The following is a 12,455-nucleotide window of genomic DNA, read 5'->3' on the forward strand; positions in this document are numbered from 1 at the left end:
CGCGCCGGCCGGCAGGCCGGGGCGGGCCGCCGCCCAGCCGGCCAGGTGGCCGCCCGCGGAGTGCCCGACCGCCACCACCCGGTCCAGGGTCAGCCGGCCGCCTGCCGCGTCCTGAGCCGGTCCGGCCAGCAGGTCGACGGCCGCGGCCACGTCGTCGAACGTGGCCGTCCACCCGCCGTCGCCGCCGACGCGGCGGTACTCGATGTTCCAGACCGCCAGCCCGGCGCCGACGAGGTCCTCGGCCAGCGGGCGCCCCAGCTCCAGCCCGTAGGCCTGCCGCCAGAACCCGCCGTGCACGATCACGACGACCCCGCGCACCGGGCCGTCGCCGGCCGGCAGGGTGAGCTCGCCGAACTGGCTGGGGTGGCCGCCGTAGTCCAGGCGGACCGGGGTGCCGGGGGCGGCGGGCCGGGGGCCCGGCGCGGCGGAGGGCGACCGGTCGGCGCAGGCCACGACCAGCGACGGCAGCGCCGCCACCGCGACCCCCAACCCGACGAGGCGACCGAGCGCACGGCGTGGCGTCATGGCGGCGAGCATCGCACGCCTGCCCGCGTGCTGCCGCGCCGGGGCGGGTGGGGGGGACCCCCCCGCGGCGCGGCACCGCCGGACGAGGGGGGCTCCCCCGGCGGCTCCGTGGGTGGGCCCACCCGCGTCGCGGTCCGATCAGGACGAACCGGATCGAACGCCGGGGACGATAGCCCCGCCCGACCCGACACGCCCCGTAACTCACCCGCCGGTCGCGTGTCGCCGGACGCGCTCGTCAGCCCGCGACGGGGGCCCAGCGACCGGTGAGGGCGCCCAGGGCGCCCAGGGCGACCGCGCCGGCGGTGGAGGCGCGCAGGACCTCCGGGCCCAGCCGCACCGCCCGCGCTCCCGCGGCCGTCAGCTCGTCGACCTCGGCGTCGGTCAGCCCGCCCTCCGGCCCGACGACCAGCAGCAGCTCCCCCGCCGCCGGCAGGGCCAGCTCGGCCAGGCCGACGGTCGCCGACTCGTGCAGCACGAGCGCCAGGTCGGCGGTGGCGACACGGCCGGCGAGGGCGGACGTGGTGAGGGGCTCGCCGACCGGCGGCACCCACGCCCGGCGGGCCTGCTTGGCCGCCTCCCGGACCGTCGAGCGCCACTTGGCCAGCGCCTTGTCGCCGCGCGGCCCGGACTCCCAGCGCGCGATGCAGCGGGCCGCCTTCCACGGCAGCACCTCGTCGATGCCGGCCTCGGTGGCCATCTCCACGGCCAGCTCGCCGCGGTCGCCCTTGACGAGCGCCTGGGCCAGCACCACCCGGACGGCGGGCGGCGCCAGCGCCGTGCGCCCGGCGACCGCCAGCTCGACGCTGTCCTTGGCGACGCCGACGACCTCGGCCCGCCCCAGTCCGCCGCGGCCGTCGGCGACCAGCACCGCCTCGCCGACGCGCAGCCGCTTGACGGTGGCCGCGTGCCGGCCCTCGGGCCCGTCGAGCAGCAGCGGACCCGACGACGGGACGGCCTCGACGAGGAACAGCGGCGCGGTGCTCATGGTCGTGAGTGGATACCACGGCCGGGACCGCGACATTCACCCACGACGTCACCGCCCGAAAGAGTCGCGCAGCCGGGAGAAGATGCCGTGGCCGTTGCGGTTGCCGCCGACCAGGTCGGGCTGCTCCTCGCCGCGCATCGCCGCGAGCTGGCGCAGCAGGTCGCTCTGCTCCTTGGTGAGGTTCGTCGGGACGGCCACGTCGACGTGCACCATCAGGTCGCCGTGCCCGTCGACCCGGCCGGTGGAGCGCAGCCGGGGCATGCCCTTGCCGCGCAGCGTCTGCACCGAACCCGCCTGCGTGCCCGGCTCGACGTGCAGCTCCTCCACGCCGTCCAGCGTGGGCAGCGGGAGGGTGGTGCCGAGCGCGGCGGCGGTCATCGGGAGCTGGACCGTGCAGTGCAGGTCGGCGCCGTCGCGGGTGAACAGCTCGTGCGGCTCCTCCTCGACCTCGACGTAGAGGTCGCCGGCGGGGCCGCCGCCGGGGCCGACCTCGCCCTGGCCGGCCAGCCGCACGCGCATCCCGTCGGCCACGCCGGCCGGGATCCGCACGCCGACGGAGCGCCGGGAGCGGACCCGCCCGTCGCCGCCGCACTGCCGGCACGGGTCGGTGATGATCTCGCCGAAGCCGCGGCAGTTCGGGCAGGGCCGCGAGGTGACGACCTGGCCGAGGAACGAGCGCTGCACGCTCTGCACCTCGCCGCGGCCCGCGCAGATGTCGCAGACCGAGGGCGCCGAGCCCGGCGCGCTGCCGGCCCCGGTGCACTCCGTGCACAGGACGGCCGTGTCGACCGTCAGGTCCTTCGTGACGCCGGTGGCGCACTCGTTGAGCGTCAGCGGCATCCGGATGAGCGCGTCGGCGCCGGGCTGCACGCGGCTGCGCGGGCCCCGCCCGCGGCCGCCGGCCTGGCCGCCGAAGAAGGCGTCCATGATGTCGCTGACGCCGAAGCCGAACTGGTCGCCGGGGCCGCCGGCGGCGGCGCCGTTGCCCATCGGGTCGCCGCCGAGGTCGACGATGCGCCGCTTCTCCGGGTCGGACAGCACCTCGTAGGCGGTGCTGACCTCGCGGAACCGCTCCTGCGCCGCCGGGTCGGGGTTGACGTCGGGATGCAGCTCCCTGGCCAGCCGCCGGTAGGCCCGTTTGATCTGGTCGGGCCCGGCGTCCTGTTCGACCCCGAGGGTCCCGTAGTAGTCCCGTGCCACCCTGGCGTTCCCCATGGTCCTTCTCGCTCGGTCAACGCTCGTCGAAACTCAGCCCACACGCGTGAGCGTCACGTCGTGCGCCGGTATTCCGGCCCCGATTCCCGCCGGTGCCCCCCGGCACCGTCATCGTCCAGCAAGGATCTCACCCACGTACCGGGCCACCGCATGCACCGCCGCGATCGATCCGGGGTAGTCCATCCGGGTGGGTCCGACGACTCCCATCCCACCCAGCACGGTGCCAGCGCCGTACCCGATCGAGACCACGGACGTGTCGCGCATCTCCTCGGCCTCGTTCTCCTCGCCGATGTGCACGGTCACCGTCCCGCGGTCCTGCGCGGAGGCCAGCAGCTTGAGCACCACGACCTGCTCCTCCAGCGCCTCCAGGACCTGGCGCAGCGAGCCGGGGAAGTCGGCGACGTTGCGGGTGAGGTTGGCGGTGCCGCCCAGCAGCAGCCGCTCCTCGGGGTGCTCGACCAGCGTCTCGATCAGGATCGTGGACAGCGTGATGGTGACGTCGCGCAGCTCGGGGGGCGCGGAGTCGGGCAGGTCGGCCACCGCGGCCGAGGCGGCGGCCAGCGGGCGGCCGGCCAGCGCCGCGTTGATCATCCCGCGCAGCTGGGCGACCTGGTCGTCGGTGATCACCTCGCCGAGGTCGACGACGCGCTGGTCGACCCGGCCGGAGTCGGTGATCAGCACGAGCATCAGCCGGGCCGGCGTCAGCTGGATGACCTCCAGGTGGCGCACCGTCGAGCGGGTGAGCGTCGGGTACTGCACGACGGCCACCTGCCGGGTGAGCTGGGCCAGCAGCCGCACGCTGCGGCGCAGCACGTCGTCGAGGTCGACCGCGCCGTCCAGGAACGCCTGCACGGCCCGCCGCTCCGCCGCCGACAGCGGCTTGACCTGGGCGAGCCGGTCGACGAAGAGCCGGTAGCCCTTGTCGGTGGGCACCCGCCCGGCGCTGGTGTGCGGCTGCACGATCAGCCCGTCCTCCTCCAGCACGGCCATGTCGTTGCGGACGGTGGCGCTGGAGACGCCCAGGTTGTACTTGTCGACGATCATCTTGGAGCCGACGGGCTCGTGCGTGGCCACGTAGTCGGCGACGATCGCGCGCAGCACGGCGAAGCGACGTTCGTCGGCGTTCACGGACGCACCTCCTGCACACGATGGGGCCTTCGCCAGTCTAAGCGGAGCCGGGCCCGGGCACGCCGGGCGGACGATACGGTCGTGCTGGCCCAGCGGGCGGCGGACTGCACGGGTCGTCCTCGCAGAGTTTGCCTACCCGGCGCAGAGTCCGGGGCCTCTGCGCCGAGTACACGGACCCTGCGACGTGACCGAACCCACCAGCAGCGATCCCCACGGGTCGTTCACATCTCAACTGGCATCGTGGGTCGACGTGGCCGCGCAGCGATTCAGCCGGCGCTGGCTGCTCGTCGCGGCCGGCGCCGCCGGGCTGGTCGGGTTGGGCTCGTACAGCCCGCCCGCCGGCGCCGTCGACGTCGACCCCGAGCGGCTGCGCGCCCGCATCGCCGGGGCGCCGCGCCCCTACGTCGGCTACGCGGAGAGCACGGGGCGGCTCGGGCTGCCGGAGATCCCGCGGCTGGAGTCGGTGTCGCAGCTGCTGACCACGACCACCCGCATCCGCGCGTTCGTCGCCGGCGCCGACCGGTGGCGCGTCGACCAGGTCGACAACTCCGGCGAGCGCGACACCTACCTGGTCGACGGCGTCGAGTACGCCTGGGACTTCGGCGCCCAGCAGCTCACCAGGGTGGTGGGTCGCACCCCGCTGCGGCTGCCCCGGGCGGGCGACCTGGCCCCGCCGGAGCTGGCCCGGCGGATCGTGCGGCTGGCCCCGACCGACCCCGTCACCGCACTGCCGGCCCGTCGGATCGCCGGGCGCGACGCGGCCGGGCTGCGGCTCACCCCGACCGACCCGGACACCACCGTCGGGCGGGTCGACATCTGGGCCGACGTCGCGGGCGACCCGGCCACCGCCCTGCCGCTGCGCGTCGAGGTGTCCGCGCGGACCGGCGACCCGCTGCTGTTCACCGAGCTGCTGGAGGTCTCCGACCGGGTGCCCGACATCACCGAGACCACCCCCACCGTGCCGCCGGGAGCCGGGTTCGTCGCCGTCGGCGCCGCCGACATCAGCGGCGCGCTGCGGGTGCTGGAGGCCGCGCCCGCGCCGGCGCGGCTGGCCGGCCGCGACCGCGTCCCGCTGACCGGCACCCCGGACGCCGAGCTGCCCGGCGTCGGGCTCTACGGCTCCGGGCTGGCCGGGTTCGCGCTGATCCCGGTCAGCGGCGACGTGGCCCGCCAGGCGATCGGCGGGGCGGGCGCGGCCGGTGGGGCCGCCGTCGAGGTGCCGGAGGGGCGCGCCGTCTCGCTGTCCACGCCCCTGCTGTCGGTGCTGGTGCACGGCAGGCGCGGGGGGAGCGTGCTGATGATGGGCACCGTGGCGCCGCAGGTGCTGGAGCGGGCGCTGGGCGAGCTGTCGGGACGGGGGCCGCGGTGACCGACGTGATCGTCACCGAGGCGCTGACCAAGCGGTTCGGCCGGGTCACCGCCGTCGACGGGGTCGACCTGGCCGTGCCGGAGGGCGTCCGGTTCGGGCTGCTGGGGCCCAACGGCTCGGGCAAGACCACCCTGGTCCGGATGCTCCTGGGGCTGGTGCACCCGACGTCGGGGTCGGTGCGACTGTTGGACCGCCCGATGCCGCGGGGCGCGAAGGCCGTGCTGCCCCGGGTCGGCGCGCTGGTCGAGGGGCCTGCGGCGTGGCCGCACCTGTCCGGGCGGGCCAACCTGCGGCTGCTGGACGCCGCCGGGCCCGGCGCGCGGCGGCGGGACCGGCGCGAGCGCGTCGAGGAGGCGCTGCGCCAGGTCGGGCTCGCCGGCGTCGACCGGCGCCCGGTGAAGGCCTACTCGTTGGGCATGCGCCAGCGGCTGGGCATCGCCGCGGCCCTGCTGCGCCGCCCCGACCTGCTGCTGCTCGACGAGCCCACCAACGGCCTCGACCCGCGCGGCATCACCGAGATGCGCGAGCTGCTGGTCGAGCTGAACGCGGCCGGGACCACCGTCGTGCTGTCGAGCCACCTGCTCTCCGAGGTCGAGGCGCTCTGCACGCGGGTCGGCGTCATGGACGGCGGCCGGCTGGTGCTGACCGAGGACCTCGACGCGCTGCGCGCCCCGACCGGGCGGGTGCTGGTCCGCTCCCCCGAGCCGGACGCCGTGGTGGGGCTGCTGGACGGGCGCGTCGTCGACCGCGACGGCGACGCGCTCGTCGTGCGCGGCGACGATCCCGCCGAGCTGAACGCGCGCCTGGTCGCCGCCGGGATCGCGGTCACCGGCCTCACCGCCCAGCGCCGCAGCCTCGAACAGGTCGTGCTGGAGGCCACCGGAGCCGGTTCGGACCGCGTCGACGGGGGGCGCGGATGATCCGGGTCGAGCTGGCGCTGATGCTGCGCCGGCGGCGGGTGTGGCTGTGCTGGGCGCTGCTGTGCGCGCTGCCGGCGCTGGTCGCGGTGCTGCTGGCGACCACCCGGCTCGCGCCGGCGCCGGGCCGCGGCGGGGCGTTCCTGTCCGCGGTGGTGTCGAACGGCCAGCTGTTCCCGGCCGCGGCGCTGGCCCTCGTGCTGCCGGTGTTCCTGCCGATCACGGTGGCCGTCGTCGCCGGCGACGCGATCGCCGGCGAGGCGAGCGCGGGCACCCTGCGCTACCTGCTGGTCCGCCCGGTGGGGCGGCTGCGGCTGCTGGTCGCGAAGCTGGTGTCGGTGACGGCGTTCGTGCTGCTCGCCGTGCTCCTGGTGACGATCACCGGCTACGCCGTCGGGGTGGCGGCGTTCGGCTTCGGGCCCGACGCCGCCCTGGGCGGCGGGGGCGGGATCGCGTCGCTGTCCGGGGCGGTGCTCACCCCGGCCCAGCTGCTGGTTCGCACGGCCGGCACGGTCGCCTACCTGGCGCTGTGCATGCTGGCCCTGGGTGCGCTCGGGCTGTTCTTCTCCACCCTCACCGACTCCCCGCTGGCCGCCGCGCTCGGCGTGCTGGCGGTCGTCGTGACCAGCGCGGTGCTGCTGCCCCTCGACGCCGCGGCCGCGATCCGCACCTACCTGCCCACCACCCACTGGCTGGCCTGGATCGACCTCTACCGCGACCCGGTCCTGTGGCCGTCGCTCCGGCGCGGCGCGCTGGTCCAACTCGGCTGGGTCACCGTCGCCTTCGGCGCCGCCTGGGCGAACTTCGCCACCAAGGACATCACGAGCTGACGCGAAGACGAGACGGCTCGTCTCGTCTCGGGGTAGGGTGCGCCGCATGAGCCCCCGGACCGCCCCCGACCCCGCCCGGCGCAACGAGCGCTCGCGCCACGCCATCCTCGGCGCCGCCATGGAGCTGCTGTCCGAGACCGGCTACGCGACCCTGACCGTGGAGGCGATCGCGGCCCGGGCGGGAGTCGGCAAGCAGACGATCTACCGCTGGTGGCCGGGCAAGGGCGCGGTCGTCGTCGACGCGCTCACCGACGCGGCGCTCGCCCAGGACACCGCGCTGCCCGACACCGGCGACGTGCGCGCCGACCTGCGCACCGTCATCCGCGCCACCGTCGCCGAGCTCGCCGACCCGCAGCGGTCCCTGGTCTCCCGGGCCCTGACCATCGAGACCCTCGGCAGCGACGACCTCGCCGAGAAGGTGCGCGACCGGCTGCTGCGCCCGCAGATGGACGGGATCAAGGACCGGCTGCGCGCCGCGCAGCGGGTCGGCCAGCTGCGCGACGACCTCGACCTCGACCACGCGGTCGAACTGCTCATCGGACCCCCCTACCACCGCTGGATGCTGCGGACCGGGCCCCTCACCGAGAGCTACGCGGACACCGTCGTCGACGTCGCCATGGCCGCGCTGGCGCCGCCGACCGGGGGCTGAGGACGCCTCAGGCCCCGACCGCCGACCGGCGGGTCCGGTGCAACCAGTACTCGGCCAGCAGCAGGTTGACCACCCAGCTCAGCCACGCGGCGATCCCGACGGCGGCGGCCAGCGTGACGGGGTCGATCGCCCCCTCGCCGAAGACCTCCGGGGCGAACACCGCGATGCACGCCACGCTCCACAGCCGGCTCGCCACGATCGAGAACGCCAGCGCGACACTGCGGACCATCCACTCGCGGTGCTCGGCGTAGCGGCGCCGCCGGGCCGCCCGGTAGCCGGCGACCGTGGTGAACAGCCACAGCAGGGCCAGCATCGTGTTCGCGACGTGCGACACCGCCCCACCGGACACGCTGAACGGCGACACCGCCAGCACCACCAGCCCACCGGGCAGCACCCCGCCGAACACGTAGACCCGCCCGCTCCACCGGTGCACGGCGGGGTGGTGGCGGCGCAGCCACGGCCAGACCTGCAGGACGGCCGCCAGCAGCGCCACCGACCCGAACCCGATGTGGGCGACGAGCGCCGGGTAGTACCAGGGCGCGTCGGCCGGGATCGGCAACCGCGCCAGCGCCGGGTCCAACCCCAGGTAGGGCGGGAGGGCGAAGGCCAGGAAGAGCACCGTCAACAGGCCCAGCGGGAGGGCGGCGGTACGGACGGGGTGCGGGCGCCGGGGACGCTTCACGGGCGCGAGGATGCTGGTCGACACGGGTACACCCTGGCGAGCGGTGTGATCGCGAACACTCCTGCCGGCCTCCGACCCCGAGGGGGGAACGCCCTACCCCCGCGCCCGCCGGCCGGCCACCGGCCGCGCGTCCGGGCGGGCGGCGGTAGTGGGACGCGGGCGGGGCGCGGGCGCGGCGTCAGCCGGGGGTGGCGCGGAGGGAGGCGCAGTCGGTGGGTGGGGCGAGGGGGTCGGCCGAGATCCCGCGCAGCACCAGCCCGGTGACGGCCGGGTCGTTGGGCAGGCCGCCGTGCCCGACCCGGGCCGTCGGGCACACCGACTGCAGCTCCACGTTGACCGCGCCGTCGAGCCGGGCCGAGTCGGGCGGGGTGACGGTCTGGTCGTCGGCGGTCCAGATCGACAGCCACGGGACCGCGCCGCCCACCCGCGCCCGCGCCAGCTCGGCGAGCTCGCCGCTGCCCGGCGCGAGCTGCCGGCAAGCGACGGGGCAGGCGTCGGGGGCCGAGGCGGCACCGGCGGCGGCCACGGCCGTGCCGGTGAGCGGGGAGCCGATCGTGACGATCCGCCGGGCCCTGGCCGCCCCCTCCTCGCGGGCCACCCACAGCCCGGCGACCACCCCGCCCGCCGAGTAGCCGACCACGTCGACCGACGGCGCGCCCGCGGCGAGGCGGGCGTCGACGGCCTCGTCGAGCACCTCCACCTGGGCGCCGAGGTCGCCGGTGCCGTCGCCGGCCAGGGTGAGCACCTCGGCGTCGCGGCCGGTGGCCTCGATGCGGGCCGCCAGCGCGCCCAGGCTCTCCCGCGACCCGCCGTAGCCGGGGACCAGCAGCACGGGCCCGGGGGCGGCCTGGTCGGGCCGGGAGTCCGGGTCGACCGCGGGCCCGAGCCCGGCGAACCACCGCACCCCGAACGCCACCGCCGCCACCAGCACGACGCCCGCGACGAGCAGCACCAGCACCCGCCGCCGCGGACTCACCGCCGACCCCCACGCCGGAGTTCAGGAAAGCCACGTTCCGGCCCGCAGAGGGCAGCATCGTGGCTTTCCTGAACCGAGGTCGGGAGTCGGGTCACGCGGGGGCTCCGGCGAGCAGCGCGTGCACCACCCCGTCGGCAAGCAGCCGGCCCTGCCTGGTCAGCACGGCGCTCCCGCCGTCGAGCACCAGCAGGCCGTCGTCGGCGGCGCGGGAGGCGGCGGCCCGGCCGGCGTCGTCGAGCAGGTCCAGCGGGAGCCCGGAGGCCAGCCGCAGCCGCAGCATCACGCGCTCCATCTGCCGCTCGTCCTCGGTGAGCACCTCGCGGTCGGCCTCGGGGGTGTCGCCGGCGGCCAGTGCGGCGGCGTAGCGGGCCGGGTGCTTGACGTTCCACCAGCGGGTGCCGGCGAGGTGCGAGTGCGCGCCGGGGCCCAGGCCCCACCAGTCGCCGTCGAGCCAGTAGCCGAGGTTGTGCCGGCAGCCGGCCTCGGCGGTGGTGGCCCAGTTCGACACCTCGTACCAGGTGAAACCGGCCGCGGCGAGCCGGTCGTCGATCATCTCGTAGCGGGCGGCGGCGACGTCGTCGTCGGGCATGGGCAGCTCGCCGCGCGATACCTTGCGGGCCATCGCGGTGCCGTCCTCGACGATCAGCGAGTACGCCGAGACGTGGTCGACCCCCGCCTCCAGGACGGCGTTGAGCGAGGCGCGCAGGTCGTCGTCGGTCTCGCCGGGGGTGCTGTAGATCAGGTCGAGGTTGACGTGCGCGAGCCCGGCGGCGCGGGCCTCCCGGGCGGCGGCGACCGCCCGGCCCGGTGTGTGCCGGCGCTCCAGCACCCGCAGGACGTGCGGCGCGGCGGACTGCATGCCCAGCGACACCCGGGTGAACCCGGCATCGACCAGCCCGGCGAAGAACTCCGGCGACGTCGACTCCGGGTTGGACTCGGTGGTCACCTCGGCGCCGGGCGCCAGGCCGAACGTCGAGCGGATCGCGGAGAGCACCGCGCCCAGCCGCTCCGCCCCGATCAGCGACGGCGTCCCACCCCCGATGAACACGGTGTCGACCGCGCGCGGTCCGACGGTGGCGGCGGCGCGGTCGAGCTCGCGCAGCACGGCCGCCAGCCAGCCGTCCGGGGACGCGCCGGAGCCGGCCAGCTCGGAGGCCGTGTAGGTGTTGAAGTCGCAGTAGCCGCAGCGGGCCGCGCAGAACGGCACGTGGACGTAGATCCCGAAGGGCGGCAGCACCGGATCCAGGGTAGGCGCGTGCGGCAGGATGCGGGTCGATGACCGGCCTGCGCGTGCTGACGATGAACACGCTCTCCCCGACCGACGTGGACTACTCCGCCCGTCGCCGAGTGCTGCGCGACGAACTGCGGCGCCTCGACCCGGACGTCGCCGCGCTGCAGGAGGTCGAGCCGGGGCAGGCCGCCGACCTGCTCGGCCCGGACCGGCACGCCGTGCGCCACCGCAGCACCGCTCCCGACGACCCGGCCGGGGCGGAGCTGGTCAGCCGCTGGCCGTTCGGCGCGGTCCACCACGTCGACCTGCACCTGGGCGCGGACACCGCGGTGCTGCCGTGGACCGGGGCGGTCATCGCCGAGGTGCTGGCCCCGCCGCCGTTGGGGCCGCTGCTGGTGGTGCACCACAAGCCGGTCTGGCCCCTCGACCGCGAGGCGGTGCGGGAGCGCCAGGCCCTGGCCGTGGCCCGCGCCGTCGAGGACCTGGTGGCGGCGCGCCCGGCGCACGTCGTGCTGCTCGGCGACCTGGACGCCACCCCGGACGCGGCCAGCGTCCGGTTCCTCACCGGCGACCGGTCGCTCGACGGGACGAGCGTCGCCTACCACGACGCCTGGCGCAGCGCCCGCGGCGACGAGCCCGGCCACACGTTCACCCCGGACAACCCGCTGGTCCGCGACGGCGCGATGCCGCTGGTGCGGCCGCGGCGGATCGACTACGTGCTGGTCCGCGGCGGGGCGCACGGCCCGACCCTGCGGGTGCGCTCCTGCGAGCTGGTGCTGGCCGGGCCGGTGGGCGGGGTGTGGGCCAGCGACCACTACGGGCTGGTCGCGGACCTGGAGGTCCCCGGGCGCCCGCCCGGCGAGCTCGGCTGAACCCCACGCGGCGTGACGCCCGGGCACCCCGGCGTCACCCGTCTGGCATCCTGACGGGCCGTTCGGGGGTCGGATGCAGCCGGGGGGCGACGGTGGAGCCATTGCAGTCCACCGATCCCACGCACATCGGCTCCTTCCGGCTGGCGGCGCGGCTCGGCGCGGGCGGGATGGGCCGGGTCTACCTCGCGCACTCGTCGGCGGGCCGGCGGGTGGCGGTGAAGGTGGTGCACTCCCGCTACGCGGCCGATGCGGGGTTCCGGGCCCGGTTCCGCCGCGAGGTCGAGACTGCCCGCGCGGTCGGCGGCGCCTTCACCGCCTCGATCGTCGACGCCGATCCCGACGCGGCGAGCCCGTGGCTGGCCACCGAGTTCGTCGCGGGCCCGTCGCTGCAGGCGGCGGTGGCCGAGCACGGGCCGTTCGACGTCGAGGCGGTGCTGCGCCTGGGCGCCGGGCTGGCGGACGCCCTGGTGGCGATCCACGGCGCCGGGGTGGTCCACCGCGACCTCAAGCCGGCGAACGTGCTGCTCGCCGCCGACGGGCCCCGCGTCATCGACTTCGGCATCGCCCACCCGGCCGACGGCACCCGGATCACCGAATCCGGCGGCGTGATCGGCTCACCCGGCTACATGGCCCCCGAGCAGCTGATGAGCACGGCCGCCGACGCCGGGCCGGCGATCGACGTCTTCGCGCTCGGCGCCGTGCTGGTCTTCGCCGCGACCGGGCAGAGCCCGTTCGGGCCGGCGCCGGCCGCGGTCCTGCTCTACCGGCTCACCCACGAGGACCCGCGCCTGGATGCCGTGCCGGACGCGGAGCTGCGCGCGCTCCTCGGGCGCTGCCTGCGCAAGGACCCGGCGGAGCGGCCGGCGCCGTCCGCCGTCCTGGACGTGCTGGCCGCCCGGCTCACGCCGGCGTCCACCGTGTCGATCAGCGCCTGGCTGCCGAGCGCGGTCGCCGCCGACATCACCCGCGTCGAGCGCGAGCTGCCCGCTCCGCCGACCGATCCACTCGGCCGGCCGACGAGCCGGCGGCGGCTGCTGATCGGCGCCGCGGCCGGGGTGGTCGCGGCCGCCGGCGGA

13 protein-coding genes are annotated in these 12,455 nt (G+C 76.5%); 6 read left to right on the plus strand and 7 right to left on the minus strand.

Annotated features, from left to right (window positions below; translation table 11 throughout):
- From KIK08_RS32930 to hrcA, 4 genes are all read right to left on the minus strand, one after another.
- Window positions 1–525, minus strand: a 525-nt coding sequence (locus tag KIK08_RS32930) for an alpha/beta hydrolase (RefSeq protein ID WP_214407225.1), incomplete at its 3' end; no start/stop codon positions are given.
- Window positions 526–760: 235 nt separating this feature from the next.
- Window positions 761–1,510, minus strand: coding sequence for a 16S rRNA (uracil(1498)-N(3))-methyltransferase (locus KIK08_RS32935; RefSeq protein ID WP_214407226.1), 750 nt, complete (start codon window positions 1,508–1,510; stop codon window positions 761–763).
- A gap of 48 nt (window positions 1,511–1,558) precedes the next feature.
- The gene (gene dnaJ, locus KIK08_RS32940; RefSeq protein WP_214407234.1) at window positions 1,559–2,710 is read right to left on the minus strand and encodes a molecular chaperone DnaJ; all 1,152 of its coding nucleotides are present in this window, start codon (window positions 2,708–2,710) and stop codon (window positions 1,559–1,561) included.
- 123 nt (window positions 2,711–2,833) lie between these two features.
- The gene (gene hrcA, locus KIK08_RS32945; RefSeq protein WP_214407227.1) at window positions 2,834–3,853 is read right to left on the minus strand and encodes a heat-inducible transcriptional repressor HrcA; all 1,020 of its coding nucleotides are present in this window, start codon (window positions 3,851–3,853) and stop codon (window positions 2,834–2,836) included.
- Window positions 3,854–4,103: 250 nt separating this feature from the next.
- Here hrcA and KIK08_RS32950 point away from each other — a divergent pair, with 250 nt between their 5' ends.
- From KIK08_RS32950 to KIK08_RS32965, 4 genes are read left to right on the plus strand one after another with little or no spacing between them, the layout of a single operon-like run.
- Complete coding sequence (locus tag KIK08_RS32950; RefSeq protein WP_214407228.1) at window positions 4,104–5,222, plus strand: LolA-like protein; 1,119 nt, start codon at window positions 4,104–4,106, stop codon at window positions 5,220–5,222.
- 5 nt (window positions 5,223–5,227) lie between these two features.
- Complete coding sequence (locus KIK08_RS32955; RefSeq protein WP_214407235.1) at window positions 5,228–6,142, plus strand: ABC transporter ATP-binding protein; 915 nt, start codon at window positions 5,228–5,230, stop codon at window positions 6,140–6,142.
- Entirely contained in the window at window positions 6,139–6,969 is an 831-nt protein-coding gene (locus KIK08_RS32960; protein WP_214407229.1) for an ABC transporter permease, read from the plus strand. Before KIK08_RS32955 ends, KIK08_RS32960 begins: the two co-directional genes overlap by 4 nt.
- A gap of 46 nt (window positions 6,970–7,015) precedes the next feature.
- Window positions 7,016–7,618 carry a TetR/AcrR family transcriptional regulator gene (locus KIK08_RS32965; protein WP_214407230.1) on the plus strand — a complete coding sequence of 201 codons (603 nt, stop codon included), beginning with the start codon at window positions 7,016–7,018 and terminating at the stop codon, window positions 7,616–7,618.
- Window positions 7,619–7,625: 7 nt separating this feature from the next.
- Here KIK08_RS32965 and KIK08_RS32970 read toward each other — a convergent pair whose 3' ends face one another.
- The 3 genes from KIK08_RS32970 to hemW all read right to left on the minus strand — a co-directional run bounded on the left by KIK08_RS32970 (window position 7,626) and on the right by hemW (window position 10,513).
- Window positions 7,626–8,300: a DUF2306 domain-containing protein gene (locus KIK08_RS32970; RefSeq protein ID WP_308258041.1), complete on the minus strand. Its 675-nt coding sequence runs from the start codon at window positions 8,298–8,300 to the stop codon at window positions 7,626–7,628.
- Between the two features lie 178 nt (window positions 8,301–8,478).
- Window positions 8,479–9,276, minus strand: a complete 798-nt coding sequence (locus tag KIK08_RS32975) for an esterase/lipase family protein (RefSeq protein ID WP_214407231.1) — start codon at window positions 9,274–9,276, stop codon at window positions 8,479–8,481.
- A 91-nt stretch (window positions 9,277–9,367) separates the two neighbouring features.
- Window positions 9,368–10,513, minus strand: coding sequence for a radical SAM family heme chaperone HemW (gene hemW, locus KIK08_RS32980; RefSeq protein ID WP_308258042.1), 1,146 nt, complete (start codon window positions 10,511–10,513; stop codon window positions 9,368–9,370).
- A gap of 38 nt (window positions 10,514–10,551) precedes the next feature.
- Here hemW and KIK08_RS32985 point away from each other — a divergent pair, with 38 nt between their 5' ends.
- Window positions 10,552–11,379: an endonuclease/exonuclease/phosphatase family protein gene (locus tag KIK08_RS32985; protein ID WP_214407232.1), complete on the plus strand. Its 828-nt coding sequence runs from the start codon at window positions 10,552–10,554 to the stop codon at window positions 11,377–11,379.
- Between the two features lie 101 nt (window positions 11,380–11,480).
- Window positions 11,481–12,455, plus strand: a 975-nt coding sequence (locus tag KIK08_RS32990) for a serine/threonine-protein kinase (protein WP_214407233.1), incomplete at its 3' end; no start/stop codon positions are given.

Source organism: Pseudonocardia lacus, assembly GCF_018531445.1.
Taxonomy (GTDB): domain Bacteria; phylum Actinomycetota; class Actinomycetes; order Mycobacteriales; family Pseudonocardiaceae; genus Pseudonocardia; species Pseudonocardia lacus.

What these genes read in the sequence shown, in the direction of transcription:
- KIK08_RS32935 (WP_214407226.1), bottom strand. Translation starts at nt 1,510, where the DNA reads ATGAGCACCGCGCCGCTGTTCCTCGTCGAGGCCGTCCCGTCGTCGGGT.
- KIK08_RS32960 (WP_214407229.1), top strand. Translation starts at nt 6,139, where the DNA reads ATGATCCGGGTCGAGCTGGCGCTGATGCTGCGCCGGCGGCGGGTGTGG.
- KIK08_RS32965 (WP_214407230.1), top strand. Translation starts at nt 7,016, where the DNA reads ATGAGCCCCCGGACCGCCCCCGACCCCGCCCGGCGCAACGAGCGCTCG.
- KIK08_RS32985 (WP_214407232.1), top strand. Translation starts at nt 10,552, where the DNA reads ATGACCGGCCTGCGCGTGCTGACGATGAACACGCTCTCCCCGACCGAC.